The sequence below is a fragment of the Micromonospora sp. NPDC005257 genome, from assembly GCF_042872445.1.
Lineage (GTDB): Bacteria > Actinomycetota > Actinomycetes > Mycobacteriales > Micromonosporaceae > Micromonospora.
The window spans coordinates 337,556-355,810 of sequence record NZ_JBIAKL010000007.1 but is presented as its reverse complement, the minus strand read 5'-3'; the positions used below and the strand labels follow the sequence as shown (position 1 = coordinate 355,810).

Below are 18,255 nucleotides of genomic sequence, written 5' to 3'. Positions count from 1 at the left end.
TCAACCCCCCATCAGGCTGCCGCTTCCGCACCCGCTGCTGGAAAGCCACCGACCACTGCGCCACCGAAGAACCCGCCCTGGTCACCCGCGACGGCGGCGGACAACTCACCGCCTGCCACTACCCGGAGAGCGGACCGGTCGGCGTGCCGGCCGGCGAACCCGTGGAGGTGTCGAAATGAGCCTGTCACCGGTCGAGGGCGTCGCCCTCGCCGAGATCGAGTCCACCGGCGAGGGCGACGAAGGCGGCAAGAAGGAGTTCGTCGGCCGGTCACCCGGCCAACTCGCCCTCGCGCGGCTCAAGCGGGACCGCACGGCGCTGATCAGCGGCGGCCTGCTGGCGTTCTTCTTGCTCGTCGCGCTGGCCGTCCCGCTCATCGAGGCGCTGTACGGGGTGGGGCCGAAGGAGCAGTTCCAGAGCCGCCTCGACGGCTACGGCATGCCGTTGGGCTACGCCGGCGGCGTGACCGGGGAGCACTGGTTCGGGCTGGAGCCCGGTCTCGGCCGGGACATCTTCATCCGGATGGTGCACGGGCTGCGGACGTCGCTGTTCATCGCGTTCGCGGCGGCCGTGGTGACCGCGGTGATCGGGGTGACGCTGGGAACGCTCGCCGGCTACCTCGGCGGCTGGCTGGACACGGTGATCAACTGGATCACCGACCTGACCCTGGCCATGCCGTTCCTGATCATCGCGCTGGCCCTGATGCCGACCGTCGCGCTGCGCTTCTACGGTCAGCGCGAGGCTGTGCCGGCGTACTTCCAGATCGGTGTGCTCATCGCGATCTTCGCCCTGTTCGGCTGGACCGGTACGGCCCGGCTGGTCCGGGGTCAGATCATCGCGCTGCGCGAACGCGAGTTCGTGGAGGCGGCGCGGGCCAGCGGCGCGGGCCTCGGGCACATGCTGTTCCGCCAGTTGCTGCCGAACGCCTGGGCGCCGATCCTGGTCGCCTTCTCGCTGGCGGTGCCGCAGTACATCACCAGCGAGGCCGCGTTGTCGTTCATCGGCGTCGGACTCACCGACGAGACACCGAGCTTCGGCCGCATGATCTATCGCAGCCTCGACTACCTGCAGACCGATCCGGCGTACGTCTTCTTCCCCGGCATCACCATCTTCGCGCTCGTGTTCGCCTTCAACCTCTTCGGTGACGCGCTGCGCGACGCGCTCGATCCGAAGTCGTCCCGGTAGGAGGCCGGCCCATGACGCGATTCCTCATCCGCCGGCTGCTGTCCGCCGGGCTCACGCTGTTCGCGGTGAGCGTGCTCAGTTTCCTGATGTTCTTCGCCCTCCCGCGGGATCCGGTCACCGGCATGTGCCCGAAGAACTGCAACCCGGAGCGACTGGAACGGGTCCGCCAGGAGTTGGGCCTGCGTGATCCGCTGATCAGCCAGTACGCCGGCTACATGAAGGGCATCTTCACCGGCCGGGACCTGGGGAGCGCCCAGGGCGGCCGGTGCGACGCCCCCTGCCTCGGCTGGTCGTACGTGTCGAACGAGGCGGTCTCGGACACCATCGCCCGGGTGCTGCCGGTGACGCTGAGCATCGTCATCCCGGCGGCGATCCTCTGGCTGCTGCTCGGCGTCGGCCTGGGCATGCTCTCGGCGCTGCGCCGGGGGAGCTGGCTGGACCGGGCGGCCATCGGCTTCTCGCTCACCGGCGCCTCGTTGCAGCTCTACTTCGTGGGCGCGGTGCTGCTCATCGTCTTCGTCTACAACCTGCGCCTGCTGCCGGTGCCGAGCTACACGTCGTTTTTCGACAACCCGCTGAAATGGACGAGCGGGCTGGTGCTGGCCTGGGTGGCGCTGGCGTTCCTCTTCTCCGCGATCTACGCGCGACTGTCCCGGGCACAGATGCTGGAGACGCTGTCGGAGGACTTCGTCCGGACCGCGCGGGCGAAGGGTCTGGCCAAACGCAAGGTGTACGGCCGGCACGCGCTGCGCGCCGCGATCACGCCGGTGGTGACGATCGCCGGCCTGGACGTGGGCGGGGCGTTGGGCGGCACGGTGATCACCGAGACGACCTTCGGTCTGAACGGGATGGGGCGTACCGCTGTCGACGCGGTCCGCTCAGGTGACCTGCCGACCATCATGGCGACCGTGTTGATCGCGGCGGTCTTCGTGGTGCTGGCGAACGTGGTGGTGGACCTGCTCTATGCGGTGATCGATCCGCGGGTGCGGCTCGGCTGAACCGCGACGAAATTTATCGTCAACTGTTATCCAACTTGTAGTTTTTCTTCTTTACGATCCTCGGGACGTCGGCGGATGCGCTCGGCGCACGGGTGGAGGAGGTAGGACATGCGACCACGCGCAGCGGCCGCCGCTGGCGGTGCCATCGCACTGGTTGTGGCACTCGGTGCCTGCTCGGAGAACACGGGCGAAGGCACCAAGGTGGACAGCAACCGGCAGCAGACAGGGGTCATCGCGACCGACCCCAAGGACTCGCAGGGACCGGCCGCCGAGATCGACGGCGCGGCCAAGGGCGGGACGTTCACCATCATCCGGGAGACCCCCATCTCCCACCTCGATCCGCAGCGGACGTACTCGTTCGCCGGCCTGATGACAAACCCGCTCTTCGCCCGCTACCTGACCACCTGGAAGGACGACGGCAAGGGTGGCCTGGTCCTCGTGGGTGACCTGGCCGAGACCCCGGGCAAGAACGTCAACAACGACTGCAAGGTCTGGGAATTCACGATCAAGGACGGGGTGAAGTTCGAGGACGGCAGCCCGATCACCTCCAAGGAGATCGCGTACGGCATCGCCCGCTCCTTCGACCCGGACCTCACCGGCGGCCCCACCTACATCCAGGAGTGGCTGGCCGACACCGCGCAGTTCGACACCAAGTGGGACTTCAAGAAGAACAAGACGTCGCTGCCGCCGGGCCTGACCACGCCGGACGACAAGACGCTGCGCTTCGAGTTCGCCAAGCCCCGCTGCGACCTGCCGTTCGCGGTCTCGCTGCCCACCAGCGCCCCGCTCAAGCCGGAGAAGGACACCGGGGTCAACCTGGACCAGAAGCCGTTCTCGTCCGGCCCGTACAAGATCGCGGAAAACCAGGTGGGCGTCCGGATCACCCTTGACCGAAACCCGAACTGGGATCCGAAGACCGACCCGGTGCGGCACCAGTACCCGGACAAGTTCGTCTGGAACTTCGGCCCGACCGCCGACGCGGCCAACAACCGGGTCATCGCGGACAACGGCGCCGACCAGAGCGCGCTCGCCTTCAACGGCGTGCCGGCCTCGCTCGTGGCCAAGGTGGCCGGTGACCCGGCGCTGAAGTCCCGCACGCTGCTGTCCCCGACCCCGAGCGCCAACCAGCTCGTGATCAACACCCAGCGGGTCAAGGACCTGAAGGTCCGCCAGGCGCTCAACTACGCGATCGACCGCGAGGGCATGATCAAGGCGCTCGGCGGCCAGACCGTCGCGCAGCCGCTCACCACGCTGATGCCGCCGTCGACCATCGGCTACAAGGCGTACGACGCGTACCCGGCGGGCGCCAACGGCAACGTGGAGAAGGCCAAGGAGCTGCTCGGCGGCCAGACGCCCGCGCTGGTTCTCGGCGTCGCGGACAACACCACCGAGCAGCAGCAGGCGGTCCAGCTCAAGGGCAACCTGGAGCGCGCCGGCTTCAAGATCACCGTCCGGAACATCCCGGACGACGCGAAGCTGGACGAGGTGAAGAAGAAGAACAACCCCTGGGACCTCTACATCGGTAACTGGGCGGCGGACTGGCCCAGCGGCGCGTCGATCCTGCCGGTGCTCTACGACGGTCGCACCATCAAGGCCGAGGGCAACAGCAACTCGTCCTACTTCAACGACGACGCCATCAACGCCGAGATGGACCGCATCCAGGCGCTGCCGCCGTCCGAGCAGGGCCCGGAGTGGGGCAAGCTCGACGAGCGGATCATGAAGGAGCACGCGCCGGTGGTGCCGCTCTACGTGGACGTCGCGTACCACGTGCACGGCTCCAAGGCGGGCGGGGTGTTCATCTCCTCCGTGTTCGGCTACCCGAACTTCGTCAACGCGTACGTCAAGCAGTAGCCGTACCGGTAGTTGAAGGAAGGGCCCCTTCTCAACGCGTTGAGAAGGGGCCCTTCCTTCACAAGTAGCGGCGGAGGAAGTCCAGCTCCAGCCGGAGCAGGCGCTCGGACACCCCGCCGGCGGCCAGGTGGCTCGCGCCGGTCAGCGGCAGCACCGCGTGCGGGCGGCCCGTCGCCAGCAGCGCGGCCGACAGCCGCAGCGTGTGCGCGGCCAGCACGTTGTCGTCGGCCAGGCCGTGCACCAGCAGCATCGGCCGGGCCTGCGCCGGGTCGCCGAGCGGCTCGGCGGCCAGCTCGACCAGCGAATGGTGGGCGTAGATGTCCATCCCGTCTTCCGGCATGCCCAGGTAGCGCTCGCTGTACGCGGTGTCGTACAGCGCCCAGTCGGTGACCGGCGCGCCCACGATCGCGCACTTGAACAGCTCCGGGTGCCGCAGCACCGCGAGGCCGGCCAGCCAGCCGCCGAACGACCAGCCGCGCACCGCCACCCGCCCCAGGTCCAGGTCCGGGTGCTTGTCGGCGAGCGCGGTGAGCGCGTCCACCTGGTCGGTGAGGATCACGTCGGCGACCCGGCGGTGGATCGCCTTCTCGAACGACGGCGCGATGCCCGGGGTGCCCCGGTTGTCGACGGTGACCACCGCGAAGCCCTGCTCGGCCCACCACTGTCGTTCCAGCCAGGCACTGCGGGCCGCCACCACCTCCTGGTGGCCGGGGCCGCCGTAGACGTCCAGCAGCACCGGCAGCCGGGTGCCCTTGACGTGTTCGGCCGGGTAGAGCACCGCGCTGGGCAGCCGCCTGTCGGTCACCCGGACCATCGTCGGCCGAGGCGCGTACGAGCTGGTGGCGGCGAACGTGCGCAGCTCGCCCACCTCGCGGTCACCGTGCCACACCCGCCAGCGGACCCCGGGGTGCTCCAGCGACGCGATGCCCACCGCCAGCGTCGACCCGCCGATCGAGGCGGTGTGCCAGCCGGGGTCGCTGCCCATCCGGCGGGCGTCCATGCCGCCGCCGATCGTGGTCCGCACCCGGTAGAGGTGGCGCTGGCTCGGCTCGCCCTCGCTCGCCTCCACCAGCAGGTCCGCCGCCGTGTTCGGGCCGTTCGGCAGCCGCCCGACCACCCGGCGCACGTACAGCGACGGCGGGGTGAGCAGCGTGCCGTCGGCGAACAGGCAGCGGGCGTCGTACCCGTCGTGGGCCAGCTCGCCGCCGACCAGCACCCGCCCGTCGGGCAGGTGCGCGGGCGTGCCGGGGATCGGCTCCACCCAGCGCGGGTCGGCCAGCTCGGCGTGCACCTGCGTCTCACCGGTGCGCGGATCCACCGCGAGCACCAGGCCGTGCTGCTGCGAGCGGCGCAGCACAGTGATCAGCGGGCCGCCCTCGGTCCAGTCCACCGAACTCAGGTACGGATAGGTCTCCCGGTCCCAGTGCACGTCGACCCAGCCGCCGTCGAGGTCGAGCAGGTGCAGGCTGACCTCCGCGTTCGGCCCGCCCGCCACCGGGTACGCGAGCGACGTGGGCGGGCTCGCCGGGTCGGCCGGGTCGTGCAGGTACCAGCGTTCCAGGCGGGAATCGTCGACCCGGGCGGCGAGCACGCTACGCCCGTCCGGCGCCCACCAGTAGCCCCGGTAGCGGTGGAACTCCTCGGCGGCGATGTGCTCGGCGAGTCCCCAGGTGACGCCGCTGTCCTCACCGGCGAGCAGGTTGTCCGTGCCGTCCGGCTCCACCACCCGCAACTGGCCCCGGCGCACCCCCTCGGCGGTGTCGGTGACGTACGCGAGCCGCTCACCGGCCGGGTCGGGGCGCGGGTCGATCACCGGTCCGACGGCCGCCACCTCGACCACGTCACCGTGCACCAGGTCGGCCCGGAACAGCCGGCCGGCCAGCGCGAACGCGGCGACCCGGCCGGCCGAGTCCAGCGCGTACGAGCCGATGCCGCCGGAGCTGAGCCGCAGCCGCTCGCGCAGCGCCCGCTCACCGGGGGCGAGGCGGGCCGGCTCGGCGTCGGCGCCCAGCAGCGCCGCCGGGTCCGCGACCAGTCGTTCCTCGCCGCTGTCGACGTCGAGCAGCCAGAGCGCGTCGGCCGGGTCCTCCGGTCCCGCGGAACGCAGGAAGATCACCCGGGCGCCGTCGCCCGTGACGGAGACGGCGCGTGGCGCCCCGTGGCTGAACCGACGGGTACGGGCGGCCAGCTCGGGAAAGTCCACGCCTGCAGCGTAGGCGGGCGCCGGGGGGTGATGTGGCCGACCTGGGCGGACGCATCACCGTCGAGGGAGCAGGACCGCCGGTTAGAGTGACGGGCGTGACGACGCTGCCCGACCGACGCCTTCTGCTGGTCCACGCGCATCCCGACGACGAGTCGATCGGCACCGGCGCGACGATGGCGCACTACGCCGCCACCGGCGCCCACGTCACGCTCGTCACCTGCACGCTGGGCGAGGAGGGCGAGATCCACGTCCCGGCCCTGGCCCAGCTCTGCGCGGCCGAGGCGGACCAGCTCGGCGGCTACCGGATCGGCGAGCTCGCAGCCGCCTGCGCCGCGCTCGGCGTCACCGACCACCGGTTCCTCGGCGGTGCGGGCCGCTATCGCGACTCCGGCATGATGGGCCTGGCCACGAACGAGCACCCACGGGCGTTCTGGCAGGCCGACCTGGACACGGCCGCCGGGTACCTGGTGGAGGTCATCCGCGAGGTGCGCCCCCAGGTGCTCGTCACGTACGACCCGGACGGCTTCTACGGCCACCCCGACCACATCCAGGCGCACCGGGTGGCGATGCGGGCGGTGGAGCTGGCCGCGGCCAAGGGGATCGCCCCGGCGAAGGTCTACTGGACGGCCATGCCGCGCAGCGTGCTGGACGCCGGCCTGGAGACGTTCACCGAGTCGTCGGACAACCCGTTCGCCGGCATCGAGAGCGCCGACGAGCTGCCGTTCGGCACGCCGGACGCGGAGATCGCCGCCCGGATCGACGGCACCGACCAGCACGCCGCCAAGGAGGCGGCGATGCGGGCCCACGCCACCCAGATCCCGGCGAACTCCTGGCTCTACTCGATCGCGGGCAACTTCGGTGGCGAGTTCATGGGTGTGGAGTACTTCACGCTCGCGGCCGGTGAGAAGGGCCCGGGCGCCGGCCCGTACGGCTGGGAGGACGACCTCTTCGCCGGGATCGCCCTGGACGACCCGCAGCGGTCCCCGGTCGTGGCGGCCGGTCTCCGGTGACGCTGCCGGCCGTACCCGTGTCGACCCTTCCCGAGCAGCCGCCGACGGCCGCGACGCCGAGCCCGGCGGAGCGGGCGCTCGACCGTGCGCTGCGCGTGGCCGGCGGCGTCGTCACGGTCTGGGCCGGCGTCCTGCTGGCGCTGCTCGAACTGATCATCGCGACCTGGGCCTGGAATGTCGTGCAAGGGCTCTCCGGGGCCGCGCAGGCGCTGGTGGGGGTCGGCGCGGTAGCTGTCGGCGCCGTCGCCGTGGTGGCGTCGACGGTGCTGCTGGGCTCGTTCGCGCACAGGTCGACCGGCGGCCGGTGGGCGATCGTGCTGGCCGCGCTGCCGTGGTTCGTGGTGATCGTGGCGGGTGGTGTCCGTACCGTCGAGGGTGATCTCGGGCTGGTCGGCGACAACGTGCTCGGCCTCGCGCTGATCGTGACCGGCGCGGTCACGTTCGCGGTGGTGGGCTTCCGGCACCTCGTGACGCCGCCCTCTCCCCGGTGAGGTGCTGACGCCGCACCGGCGGCGGTGGTAGACATTCCTGCCAGAGGCCCGCCGAGGGAGCGGGCGGTACGGCGGGAGGCGTGCGATGGGTCAGCGGTGGCGTGCGGTCGGTGTGCTGGCGGCCGCGTTGTTCGCGGTGAACGTGGTGGCCCGGCTGGTCACCAGATTCGCGTTCCCGGACGACGACACCGCCTCCGGCCGGGTCTCGCTGGCGATGTTCCTGGTCATCGGGCTCATCCTGGCCGGTGCCGCGTTCCGGTGGGGCGCCGGACAGCCGGTGGGCCGCTGGGCCGGTGAGCTGGCCGCCGCGGTCGTGGTCGCGCTGGCGCTCACCGTGTTCGTCGGTCCGCTGGTTGTCGGGGAGAACCCGTTCGGCGGGGGCGCGGGCCTCTTCTTCGCCCAGATCTGGCTCTATCTCGCGGCCACCGCGGCGGGCGTGCTCGTCGGTTACCTGATCCTCACCGCGCTGGGCCGGGACTACCGGTCCCGCCAGCTCAAGCGGTACGCCGAGATGAAGCGCGTCCGGCCCCGCAGGATCATCCGGCGCTGACCGCCCTGCGGGCTCAGCCCGCCGGCGCGACCCGGGTCAGGTAGGTGTGGTGGGTGGTGAACCCGAGCCTGCGGTAGAGCGCGACCGCGCCGGTGTTGCTCTGCTCCACCTGGAGGAATGCCTGCGTGGCGCCCTCGGCCGCGCCCCAGCCGGCCAGGGCGCGGACGACGGCTGCGGCGAATCCCCGCCGACGCGCCTCGGGCAGCACTTCGAGCAGGCTGACACCGAGCCAGCGGCCCTCGCCGGTCACCGTCCCCCGGCCGATGGCGAGCACCCGGCCGTCGACGCGCAGCTCCGCGAAGCGGACCCGGTCGACGGCGGTGAGCACGTGCCGCGCGGCGTCCGGCAGGCCACCCTTGCGGCCGGCGGAGATGGCCAGCCAGTCGTCGGCGGGCGCGACGGCCAGCGTCACCGGCGGCGGGGCGTCCGCGTCCGCCGGCACGTCGGCGCGCCCGGGCGGCGCGTCGGCGGGGGCGGCCTCCGGCGGGGCGGTCAGGGCGCGCAGCGGGACGGTCTGCACCAGTACCGGGGGGCGGGACGTCCAGCCCCGCGCGTCCAGTTCCGCGCCGACCGGGGCGGCCAGCGGCAGCGGGGTGTTCACCAGGGCGGGCCTGCCGCGCTCGGCGTACCAGCGCTGCACCGCGTCCAGCGCGTCGGGCAGCGGGCGGTCCGGGTCGCCCACCGGCAGCGCGCTGTTCGCCCGGCCGGTCCAGCCGTCGGCCCAGCGCAGCCGCCAGTCGCCGAGCCGTCCGCGCACCGGGGCGGGCCACGCCTCGTCGGCGGCCAGCTCCAGCGCGACCACCGAGGCGGCGGTGGGCCGGCGGGCCGGCGGCACGCGCTTGGCCCGGTGCACCTCGGTCACCGGCACGCGCAGCGGCCCGGCGTCGGTGGACAGCGTGATGTGGGTCTCGCTCAGCTCGACGAGCTCGCCGAGGGCATCGGAGAACAGCGTGCGGCCCTCGCGAATCCCCACAATCCGGCGGACCACGATCCGGTGTCCCACATCCTGCTGTCGGAGCACGATCGACCCCCTCCCCGGCGAGATACTAGGCTCTTATCGTTGCGGTTGATCGCGACGAGTCTTGCGGAGGAGAAGACCGGTGACCTACATCATCGCCGAGCCGTGCGTGGATGTGCTCGACAAGGCATGCATCGAGGAGTGCCCGGTCGACTGCATCTACGAGGGCAATCGGATGCTCTACATCCACCCCGACGAGTGCGTCGACTGTGGTGCCTGCGAGCCGGTCTGCCCGGTGGAAGCGATCTTCTACGAGGACGACGTCCCGGAGCAGTGGAAGGACTACACCGGGGCGAACTACGAGTTCTTCGAGGACCTGGGCTCGCCCGGTGGCGCCTCGAAGATCGGCAAGGTGGAGAAGGACGCCACCTTCGTCGCCGCGCAGCCGCCGCGCGGCGAGGGCCACTGAACCGGCGTACGCCGGTCTCGGCTCGGCTGCCCGACTTCACCTGGGACACCCTGGACGCCGCGGCCACCACGGCCGCGGCGCACCCGGACGGTCTCATCAACCTGTCGATGGGCACGCCGGTCGACCCGGTGCCGGAGCTGATCCGCCGGGCCCTGGCCGACGCGTCGAACGCGCCGGGCTACCCGCTGACCGCCGGTACGCCCGCCCTGCGCAACGCGATCGCCGCCTGGGTCGCGCGTGCCTGCGGCGCGGGCGTGGACGGCCTGGGCGTGCTGCCGACGATCGGCTCCAAGGAGCTGGTGGCCGGGCTGCCCACGCTGCTCGGGCTCGGTCCCGGTGACGTGGTGGTGGTGCCGTCGGTGGCCTACCCGACCTACGAGGACGGGGCGCGGCTGGCCGGGGCGACGACGGTCCGCACCGACTCGCTGACCGCGCTGGGCCCGGATCCCCGGGTCCGCCTGGTCTGGGTCAACTCGCCGGGCAACCCGACCGGCCGCGTGCTGCCCGCCGCCCACCTGCGCAAGGTGGTCGAGTGGGCGCGCGAGCGCGGGGCGGTGGTCGCCAGCGACGAGTGCTACCTGCCGCTGGGCTGGGACGCCGAGCCCGTCTCGGTGCTCTCACCCGAGGTGTGCGGCGGCTCGTACGACGGCGTGCTGGCGGTGCACTCGCTGTCCAAGCGCTCGAACCTGGCCGGCTACCGGGCCGGGTTCGTCGCCGGCGACCCGGCGCTGGTGGCCGAGCTGCTCAAGATCCGCAAGCACGCGGGCCTGATCGTGCCGGCCCCGGTGCAGGCCGCCATGGTGGCCGCGCTCGGCGACCAGGAGCACGCCGACGCCCAGCGCGAGCGCTACCGCGTCCGGCGGGAGAAGCTGCGCGAGGCTTTCACGGCCGCCGGCTTCACTGTCGAGCACTCCGAGGCCGGGCTCTACCTCTGGCTGACCCGCGACGAGGACTGCTGGGAGACGGTGGACTGGCTGGCCCGCCGGGGCATCCTGGTGGCCGCCGGCGTCTTCTACGGTCCGGCCGGCGCCCGGCACGTCCGGGTGGCGCTCACCGAGTCCGACGAGCACGTCGACGCGGTGGCCGGGCGGCTCGCCGGGTCGTGACGTGGCGGGCGGGGCCGGCGGGCTGGCGCGGGCGGCGGTGGTCGGCACCGGGCTGATCGGCGGTTCGGTGCTGCTGCGGCTGCGCGAGGCCGGGCTCGACGTCACCGGCTGGGATCCGGATCCGGCCGCCCGGCAGCAGGTACGCGACCGGGGCGTGGAGACGCCCGACACGGTCGAGGAGGCGGTCACCGGCCGGGACGTGGTGTTCCTCTGCGGCCCGCTGCCGACGCTGCCGACGATGCTGGCCCGGGTCGCCGCCGTGACCGAGGACGGGTGCGTGCTCACCGACGTGGGCAGCGTCAAGGCCGAGGTGAGCACCGCCGCCACCGTGCAGGGGCTCGGGCACCGGTTCGTGCCGGGCCACCCGATGGCCGGCGCGGACCGGGCCGGAGCGGGCGCGGCCATCGCGGACCTCCTCGACGGCGCCGCCTGGGTGCTCTGCCCGGGGCCGACCGGCCTGGCCGCGTTCCGGCGGCTGGCGACGCTGCTGGTGGACGTCTTCCACGCCCGGGTGGTGCCCATGTCCGCCCCGGAGCACGACGGCGCCGCCGCGCTCGCCTCGCACGTACCGCACGTGCTGGCCGGTGCGCTGGCAGGCACCGTGCACCGGTCGGCGCTGCGGGACGCGGTGCTGACGCTGGCCGCGGGCAGCTTCTCCGACGGCACCCGGGTCGCGGGTGGACCACCCGAGCGGACCGCGAACATGCTGCTCGGCAACCGGGACCGCGTGCTCGCCGAACTGGACGCGCTCGGCGCGTTCCTGAACGAGCTGACCGAGGCGCTGCGCGGCGGCGACGCCGGTGCGCTGGCCGACCGGTTCGCCGAGGGGCGCGACGTCCGCTCGACGCTGCGGGCACGCTCGTTCACCCCGCACCGGCGGGAGTTCCCGGCCGCCGCCGACCACGCGGGCGAGCTGGCGTACCTGCGGGAGCTGGGCGCAGCGGGCGGCCACCTCAGCGAGGTCCGGGAGACGGCCGGCGCGGTCACCTACATGGCGCACCTGCCGGCCACCCCGCCGTTAGGCTGAGCGGCATGGCGGACGCACCGGTCGTGGCGGTACGCGGTGAGGCGTACCGGGAGGTCGCTCCCGAGCTGGCCCGGTTCACCGTGACGGCGGTGGCGCGGGACCGGGACCGGGAGACCACACTGACCCGGCTGGCCGAACGGGCCGCCGCGGTGCGCGCGTTGCTCGACGCGGCCGAGCCCGCGGTGGAGCGCCGGGAGACCGGCCAGGTCCATGTCCGGCCGGTGACGAAGCGCTCCGGCGACCGGGTGGTGGCCTACCAGGGCAGCGTGAGCACCACCGTGACGACCACCGACTTCACCGCGCTCGGTGACCTGATGCTCCGCCTGGCCGACCAGGACCAGGTCGAGGTGGCCGGCCCGGTGTGGTCGCTGCGACCGGACAGCCCGGCCTACCGGGAGGCGCGGCACGCGGCGATCGCCGACGCGCTGGTCCGGGCCCGGGAGTACGCCGAGGCGCTCGGCGCCCGGGTGGTCGCCTTGCGCGAGTTGTCCGACACCGGGATGAGCGCGGCGCCGCCGATGATGGTCAAGGCGGCGTACGCGCGGTCCGGCGAGCCGGAGTTCGAGCTGGAACTGGATCCGGCGCCGCAGCCGGTGCAGGCGGCCGTCGAGGCGCGGTTCACCATCAGCGAGCCGGTGCTGGGCTGATGCCGGCGGCGGAGGTGCTCACGCTCGACGAGCTGGTCGCCCGGGCGCGGGCGCTGGCCGACGACGGCCCGCGCCAGCTGCTCGGCATCGCCGGGGCGCCGGGGGCGGGCAAGTCCACCCTGGCGGAACGGATCGTGGCCGCGCTCGGCCCGGTCGCCCGGCTGGTCCCGATGGACGGGTTCCACCTGGCCGGGTCCGCGCTGGCACGGCTCGGCCGGGCGGGCCGCAAAGGCGCGCCGGACACCTTCGACGTCAATGGCTTCGTCTCCGTGCTGCGCCGGTTGCGCCGGCTGGAACCGACGTCGGTGTGGGCGCCGGAGTTCCGACGTGACCTGGAGGAGCCGGTTGCCGGGGCGATCGAGGTGCCGCCCGAGGTGCGCCTGGTGGTGACCGAGGGCAACTACCTGCTGCTGCGGGACGACCCGTGGGAAGAGGTGCGCACCCTGCTGCACCAGATCTGGTTCCTCGACCTGGACGCGGAGGAGCGGCTGCGCCGGCTCGCCGCGCGTCACGAGGCGTACGGGAAGTCGCCGGAGCAGGCGCGCGCCTGGGCGCTGGGCAGCGACGAGGACAACGCCCGGCTGGTTGTCGGCACGGCCGGGCACGCCGACCTGGTGGTAAGCCTGGCCGACCCGCCGCGGTGACGCCGGGCGCGGCCGGCTCACGAGGATTCGTGGACGCTCCGGACCGGGCGGGCCGGGTTGCCCACCGCCACGACGCCGGGTGGCAGGTCGCGCGTCACCACCGCGCCGGCGCCGACCACCGTGTCCTCGCCGATCGCCACCCCGGCCAGCACGATCACCCCGCCGCCGAGCCAGACGTTGTCGCCGATGGTGATCGGCTGGGCCGACTCCCACTTGGCCCGGCGCGCCTCCGGTTCCACCGGGTGGACGGCGGTGAGCAGCTGCACGTTCGGTCCGATCTGGACGTCCGCGCCGATGCTGATCCGGGCGACGTCGAGGAAGACCGCGTTGAAGTTGACGAAGGTACGCGGGCCGATGTGCGTCTGGTAGCCGTAGTCGCAGTACAGCGGCGGCCGGATCCAGGCGTCCTCGCCGAGTGAGCCGAGCAGTTCGCGCAGGGCGGCGAGGCGGCCCGCCGGGTCGTCGGCGGAGCTTCGGTTGAAGCGTTCGCTGAGCCGGGCGGCGCGCTCCAGGTCGGCGGTGATCGCGGGATCGTCGGCGATGTACCGCTCGCCGGCCAGCATCCGGTCCTTCATGGAGGTCATCACCTGATCGTCGCGGCCCGCTCGGTGGCGCGGCAGCGATTCGAGCGGATCAGTGGCTTCCCGATACATACGCGGTATGCAATCCTGATACCCGCGTCGATGTCTCTCTCATCGATGAAACGTCCGAAGAAGGAGGAAGGTTGCTCCGGAATCGCAGAAAGATGACGGCGTTCGGCCTCGGCCTGACGCTGGCGCTCGGCCTGCCGGTGCCCGCGCTGGCCGCCGCGCCGACGACGTCGAACGGCCCGGCGGCCCGTACCGGCCCGTCCGCGCCCGCGGGCGCCCGCCCGGTCACCGTCACCCTGATCACCGGCGACCAGGTGACAGTCGCCGCCGGTGGCCGTGCCGCGGTACGCCCCGGCCCCGGCCGTACCGGCGTCGAGTTCCTGGTCCGTCGCGACCGCGACCACCTGACCGTGCTGCCGCAGGACGCGCTCGCGCTGGTCCGCTCCGGCCGGCTGGACCGCCGGCTGTTCGACGTGACCGGGCTGATCGAGGCCGGCTACGACGACGCGCGCCGCGACACCGTACCGCTGCTCGTGTCGTACCGGCCGGGGGTGGCCCGGCGGACGGCGGCCCCGCTCGCCGGCACTCGGGTGATCCGCGACCTGCCGGCGATCGCCGGCGCGGCGGTCGTCGCCGGCAAGGGTGACACCGGCGCGCTCTGGAAGGCGGTGAGCGCGGACCGCTCCGGCGCCCGGCTCGACGCGGCGGGGGGTGTCGACCGGATCTGGCTCGACGGCCGGCGGCGGGTGACGCTCGACCGCAGCGTGCCGCAGATCGGCGCCCCGGCCGCCTGGGCCGCCGGATACACCGGCAAGGGCGTGCGGGTCGCGGTGCTCGACACCGGCGTCGACCTGACCCACCCGGACCTGGCCGGCAAGGTCGCCGAGTCGCGCAACTTCACCGAGGAGACGGACCCGGACGACATCGTCGGCCACGGCACGCACGTGGCCTCGACCATCGCCGGCAGCGGCGCCGCCTCCGGCGGGAAGTACCGGGGCGTCGCGCCGGACGCCACGCTGCTGTCCGGAAAGGTGTGCGAGGTCTACGGCTGCACCGAGTCGGCCATCCTGGCCGGCATGCAGTGGGCGGCGGCCGAACAGCACGCCACGGTCGCGAACATGAGCCTCAGTGGCGGCGACACGCCGGAGGTGGACCCGCTGGAGCAGGCGGTCGAGACGCTCACCGAGCAGCACGGCACGCTCTTCGTGATCGCCGCCGGTAACGACGGTGCTGACGGTTCGGTCGGCTCGCCGGCCACCGCCGACGCCGCGCTCGCGGTCGGCGCTGTCGACCGGGACGACGCGCTCGCCGACTTCTCCAGCCGCGGCCCCCGGGTCGGCGACGGGGCGATCAAGCCGGACATCACCGCGCCGGGTGTGGAGATCGTGGCCGCCCGGGCCGCGAACGGCCAGATCGGTGACCCGGTGGGGGACCGGTACGTCTCGCTGTCCGGCACGTCGATGGCCACGCCGCACGTGGCCGGCGCGGTCGCGCTGCTCGCCCAGCAGCACCCCGGCTGGACGCCCGGCCGCTACAAGGCGACGCTGATGGCCTCGGCCAAGCCGCACCCGGAGCAGACCGCGTTCCAGCAGGGCGCGGGACGGGTCGACCTCGCTCGCGCGATCACCCAGCAGGTGACCAGCGAACCGGCGTCCGTCTCGTTCGGCCTGGCGGCCTGGCCGCACACCGACGACAAGCCGATCAGCCGGACGGTCACCTACCGCAACGGCGGGAACGCCCCGCTCACGCTGGACCTGAGCACCGGGTTCACCGGGCCGGGCGGGCGGACCGCGCCGGCCGGCATGCTCACCCTCAGCACCTCCCGGCTCACCGTTCCGGCGGGCGGCACCGCCCAGGTGACGGTCGTGGTGGACACCCGGCTCGGCGGCGCCGACGGCTACTGGACCGGCCGCCTGCTCGCCCGCGCCGGCGACGCGGTGGCGGTGACCCCGCTCGCTGTCGACCGCGAGGTGGAGAGCTACGACCTGACCATGACCCACCGGGACCGCTCCGGCGCGCTGGCCGGTTCCTACTACACGAGCCTGCTCGGGCTCGACGACGGCAGCTACCACGACGTCTACGACACCGGGGGCGAGGTCCGGATCCGGCTCCCCAAGGGCCGGTACGGCGTGCAGAGCCTGATCTTCGCCGACGGCGACCAGGGCTCGCCGGAGGTCGCCTCGCTCACCCAGCCGGAGCTGGTGGTGACCGGGAACCAGCGGCTCGCACTGGACGCCCGGCGGGCGAAGCCGATCCGCACCACGGTGCCGCAGCGCGGCGCGGCGCCCATGCTGATCGACCTCACAGCGGCGTGGGAATTCGGCGACTACTACGCCAGCTTCGGGCTCTGGACCGACAGGTTCGAGGGTCTCTACTCCGGCCAGCTCGGCCGCGACGTCTCCGACAAGGTGTTCGTCGGCTCGCTCGCCAGCCAGTGGGCCGAGCCGACCGCGCCCGAGCGCAGTCCGTACTTCTACGGCCTGATCGACCTGTTCCCGGGCCGGTTCCCGACCGGCTTCGTCCGGCACTACCAGCCGGCCGACCTGGCCACCGTCACCAGCCGGTTCGCCGCCGGCTACACCGGCATGGAGAACGAGCGGGCCGTGTACGCGGAGCCCGACTACAACATGGGCGGCTCGGCGGTCGCGCTGCCGGTCCAGGTGCCGGGCAAGCGGGTCGAGCACTTCAGCACCACCCGTACCCGCTGGAGCGGCGACCTGGCCTTCGGTGAGCGGGACGAGGACGGCTGGCTGGAGCCGCGTGCGGTGCTGGAGTCCGAGTCCGCCCGCTACCGCGCCGGGCACACCTACCGCGACGAGTGGAACAAGGGCCCGTTCGGTCCGTCGTTCCCGCAGCCGCGCTGGCCGGAGCAGAGCATCACCCGTACCGGCGACACCATGATGGTCTCGCTGCCGATGCACAGCGACGCGGTCGGGCACCCGGGCGGCTCGCTCAACGACACCGAACTGACCCGGCTCTACCGCAACGGCAAGCTCGCCGGCGAGTCGCCCTACGGCGGGTACGGCGAGTTCACCGTCCCGCCGGGCGCGGCGAACTACCGGTTGGAGACCACGGCGACGCGCGGCTTCACCGACCTGAGCACCGAGGTGTCGGCGAGCTGGACGTTCCGCTCCAAGCGCGTGCCGGGCGACGTGCCGGCCCGGCTCCCGGCCATGGCGGTCCGGTTCACCCCGCCGCTGGCGACGGACAGTTCCGCCCCGGCGGGCCGGACGTTCACCGTGCCGGTGTCGGTGCAGCGCCAGCCCGGCGCACCGTCCGGCCGGGTCGTGGCGCTCACCGTCGACGTCTCCTACGACGGCGGGAAGACCTGGCGCAAGGCGGCGCTGAAGAAGCAGGGCGGGGCGTGGACGGCCACCGTCCGGCACCCGGCCGGCCCGGGATACGCGTCGCTGCGGGCCACCGCCCGTGACGACGCCGGCAACACCGTGACCCAGCGGATCATCCAGGCGTACCGCCTGCGGTGAGCCGGCCGTCCGGGTCCGCGCGGTGAGCGCGGACCCGGACGGGGGTACGGCTCAGTCGTTGGCGTGCAGCGCGGCGTTGAGCGTGATGCCCTGGCCGGTGCGGGGCTTCGCCTCCAGCGCGCCGGTCACCGAGTTGCGCCAGAACAGCAGCCCGTCGACGCCGGACAGCTCGCGGGCCTTGACCACCCGGCCGTCCGGCAGGGCGATCTTCGAGGCGGCGGTGATGTAGCAGCCGGCCTCCACCACACAGTCGTCGCCGAGCGTGATCCCGACACCGGCGTTCGCGCCGACCAGGCTCCGCTCACCGATGCGCACCTTCTCCGTGCCGCCGCCGGAGAGCGTGCCCATGATCGAGGCGCCGCCGCCGATGTCGGAGCCGTCGCCGACCACCACACCCTGCACGATGCGGCCCTCGACCATCGAGGTGCCGAGCGTGCCGGCGTTGAAGTTGACGAAGCCCTCGTGCATGACGGTGGTGCCGGCGGCCAGGTACGCGCCGAGCCGGACCCGGTCCGCGTCGGCGATCCGCACCCCCGACGGCACCACGTAGTCGGTCATCCGGGGGAACTTGTCCACCCCGTACACGGACAGGTGGCGGCCGGCGGCCCGCTCGATGACGCGCAGCTCGTCCACCCGCTCCGGCGGGCACGGCCCGGCCGAGGTCCAGGCCACGTTCGCCAGCTTGCCGAAGATGCCGTCGAGGTTCAGCTCGTTGGGCCGCACCAGGCGGTGGGAGAGCAGGTGCAACCGCAGGTACGCGTCGGCGGCGTCCTTGATCGGGTCGTCCAGCGAGCCGATCAGCGTGGTCACCTCGACGGTGCGCAGGCCGGGCAGTGCCCGCTCACCGATCGCGCCCGGCGGCAGGTCGAGCACGTCGGCCTGGTCCTCGCCGGGCACCAGCGGCAGCTCGCCCAGGCCCAGCTTGCCGGTCGGGTACCAGGCGTCGAGCATCTGGTCCTCGGCGGTGACGGTGGCCAGGCCGATGCCCCAGGCGGATGGTGCGGACGTCACGATGTCACCTTTCTCCTCCGGCAACGGCGTCC

General features: G+C 73.0%; 16 protein-coding genes and 1 pseudogene. 13 read left to right on the top strand and 4 right to left on the bottom strand.

All coding sequences use genetic code 11. The features are described from left to right. The 4 genes and pseudogenes from ACFYO8_RS17780 to ACFYO8_RS17765 form a co-directional block, all read left to right on the top strand. Positions 1 to 179, top strand: a pseudogene (locus ACFYO8_RS17780) (dipeptide/oligopeptide/nickel ABC transporter ATP-binding protein); the annotation flags it as partial. After that, entirely contained in the window at positions 176 to 1,183 is a 1,008-nt protein-coding gene (locus ACFYO8_RS17775; RefSeq protein WP_354871694.1) for an ABC transporter permease, read from the top strand. The pseudogene ACFYO8_RS17780 and the gene ACFYO8_RS17775, both read left to right, overlap by 4 nt. An 11-nt stretch (positions 1,184 to 1,194) precedes the next feature. After that, positions 1,195 to 2,181, top strand: a complete 987-nt coding sequence (locus ACFYO8_RS17770) for an ABC transporter permease (protein WP_354871692.1) — start codon at positions 1,195 to 1,197, stop codon at positions 2,179 to 2,181. A 108-nt stretch (positions 2,182 to 2,289) separates the two neighbouring features. Continuing rightward, entirely contained in the window at positions 2,290 to 4,032 is a 1,743-nt protein-coding gene (locus ACFYO8_RS17765; RefSeq protein WP_354871690.1) for an ABC transporter substrate-binding protein, read from the top strand. A 58-nt stretch (positions 4,033 to 4,090) separates the two neighbouring features. Here ACFYO8_RS17765 and ACFYO8_RS17760 read toward each other — a convergent pair whose 3' ends face one another. Continuing rightward, positions 4,091 to 6,235, bottom strand: a complete 2,145-nt coding sequence (locus ACFYO8_RS17760) for a prolyl oligopeptidase family serine peptidase (protein WP_355047557.1) — start codon at positions 6,233 to 6,235, stop codon at positions 4,091 to 4,093. Positions 6,236 to 6,321: 86 nt separating this feature from the next. Between ACFYO8_RS17760 and mshB the strand changes: the two genes are divergently transcribed. From mshB to ACFYO8_RS17745, 3 genes are all read left to right on the top strand, one after another. Beyond that, entirely contained in the window at positions 6,322 to 7,245 is a 924-nt protein-coding gene (mshB, locus tag ACFYO8_RS17755; RefSeq protein WP_355047556.1) for an N-acetyl-1-D-myo-inositol-2-amino-2-deoxy-alpha-D-glucopyranoside deacetylase, read from the top strand. Between the two features lie 17 nt (positions 7,246 to 7,262). Then, positions 7,263 to 7,736, top strand: coding sequence for a hypothetical protein (locus ACFYO8_RS17750; protein ID WP_354871683.1), 474 nt, complete (start codon positions 7,263 to 7,265; stop codon positions 7,734 to 7,736). An 85-nt stretch (positions 7,737 to 7,821) separates the two neighbouring features. Beyond that, positions 7,822 to 8,286, top strand: a complete 465-nt coding sequence (locus ACFYO8_RS17745) for a hypothetical protein (RefSeq protein WP_355047555.1) — start codon at positions 7,822 to 7,824, stop codon at positions 8,284 to 8,286. Positions 8,287 to 8,299: 13 nt separating this feature from the next. Here the strand turns inward: ACFYO8_RS17745 and ACFYO8_RS17740 are convergent, their stop codons facing one another. Then, positions 8,300 to 9,307, bottom strand: coding sequence for a GNAT family N-acetyltransferase (locus ACFYO8_RS17740; RefSeq protein ID WP_354871678.1), 1,008 nt, complete (start codon positions 9,305 to 9,307; stop codon positions 8,300 to 8,302). Positions 9,308 to 9,386: 79 nt separating this feature from the next. Between ACFYO8_RS17740 and fdxA the strand changes: the two genes are divergently transcribed. From fdxA to ACFYO8_RS17715, 5 genes are read left to right on the top strand one after another with little or no spacing between them, the layout of a single operon-like run. Continuing rightward, on the top strand, positions 9,387 to 9,713 hold the full coding sequence (gene fdxA / locus ACFYO8_RS17735; RefSeq protein WP_007464872.1) for a ferredoxin: 327 nt from the start codon (positions 9,387 to 9,389) through the stop codon (positions 9,711 to 9,713). Next, on the top strand, positions 9,710 to 10,819 hold the full coding sequence (gene dapC, locus ACFYO8_RS17730; RefSeq protein WP_354871723.1) for a succinyldiaminopimelate transaminase: 1,110 nt from the start codon (positions 9,710 to 9,712) through the stop codon (positions 10,817 to 10,819). Before fdxA ends, dapC begins: the two co-directional genes overlap by 4 nt. Position 10,820: 1 nt before the next feature. Next, positions 10,821 to 11,846: a prephenate dehydrogenase/arogenate dehydrogenase family protein gene (locus ACFYO8_RS17725; protein WP_354871675.1), complete on the top strand. Its 1,026-nt coding sequence runs from the start codon at positions 10,821 to 10,823 to the stop codon at positions 11,844 to 11,846. A 5-nt stretch (positions 11,847 to 11,851) separates the two neighbouring features. After that, entirely contained in the window at positions 11,852 to 12,493 is a 642-nt protein-coding gene (locus ACFYO8_RS17720; RefSeq protein WP_354871673.1) for an SIMPL domain-containing protein, read from the top strand. Beyond that, positions 12,493 to 13,137: a nucleoside/nucleotide kinase family protein gene (locus tag ACFYO8_RS17715; RefSeq protein WP_354871671.1), complete on the top strand. Its 645-nt coding sequence runs from the start codon at positions 12,493 to 12,495 to the stop codon at positions 13,135 to 13,137. Before ACFYO8_RS17720 ends, ACFYO8_RS17715 begins: the two co-directional genes overlap by 1 nt. A gap of 17 nt (positions 13,138 to 13,154) precedes the next feature. Here the strand turns inward: ACFYO8_RS17715 and ACFYO8_RS17710 are convergent, their stop codons facing one another. Continuing rightward, entirely contained in the window at positions 13,155 to 13,721 is a 567-nt protein-coding gene (locus ACFYO8_RS17710; protein ID WP_354871669.1) for a sugar O-acetyltransferase, read from the bottom strand. A gap of 161 nt (positions 13,722 to 13,882) precedes the next feature. On the opposite strand from ACFYO8_RS17710, the gene ACFYO8_RS17705 reads away from it, so the two are divergent. After that, the gene (locus ACFYO8_RS17705; protein ID WP_354871667.1) at positions 13,883 to 17,212 is read left to right on the top strand and encodes a S8 family serine peptidase; all 3,330 of its coding nucleotides are present in this window, start codon (positions 13,883 to 13,885) and stop codon (positions 17,210 to 17,212) included. 51 nt (positions 17,213 to 17,263) lie between these two features. Here ACFYO8_RS17705 and dapD read toward each other — a convergent pair whose 3' ends face one another. Beyond that, a complete protein-coding gene (gene dapD / locus ACFYO8_RS17700; RefSeq protein ID WP_354871664.1) occupies positions 17,264 to 18,223 on the bottom strand; it encodes a 2,3,4,5-tetrahydropyridine-2,6-dicarboxylate N-succinyltransferase in 960 nt (319 codons plus the stop codon). Between the last annotated feature and the right edge of the window lie 32 nt (positions 18,224 to 18,255).

What these genes read in the sequence shown, in the direction of transcription:
- ACFYO8_RS17775 (WP_354871694.1), top strand. Translation starts at nt 176, where the DNA reads ATGAGCCTGTCACCGGTCGAGGGCGTCGCCCTCGCCGAGATCGAGTCC.
- ACFYO8_RS17765 (WP_354871690.1), top strand. Translation starts at nt 2,290, where the DNA reads ATGCGACCACGCGCAGCGGCCGCCGCTGGCGGTGCCATCGCACTGGTT.
- ACFYO8_RS17720 (WP_354871673.1), top strand. Translation starts at nt 11,852, where the DNA reads ATGGCGGACGCACCGGTCGTGGCGGTACGCGGTGAGGCGTACCGGGAG.
- ACFYO8_RS17770 (WP_354871692.1), top strand. Translation starts at nt 1,195, where the DNA reads ATGACGCGATTCCTCATCCGCCGGCTGCTGTCCGCCGGGCTCACGCTG.
- ACFYO8_RS17715 (WP_354871671.1), top strand. Translation starts at nt 12,493, where the DNA reads ATGCCGGCGGCGGAGGTGCTCACGCTCGACGAGCTGGTCGCCCGGGCG.
- ACFYO8_RS17710 (WP_354871669.1), bottom strand. Translation starts at nt 13,721, where the DNA reads ATGACCTCCATGAAGGACCGGATGCTGGCCGGCGAGCGGTACATCGCC.
- ACFYO8_RS17745 (WP_355047555.1), top strand. Translation starts at nt 7,822, where the DNA reads ATGGGTCAGCGGTGGCGTGCGGTCGGTGTGCTGGCGGCCGCGTTGTTC.
- ACFYO8_RS17705 (WP_354871667.1), top strand. Translation starts at nt 13,883, where the DNA reads ATGACGGCGTTCGGCCTCGGCCTGACGCTGGCGCTCGGCCTGCCGGTG.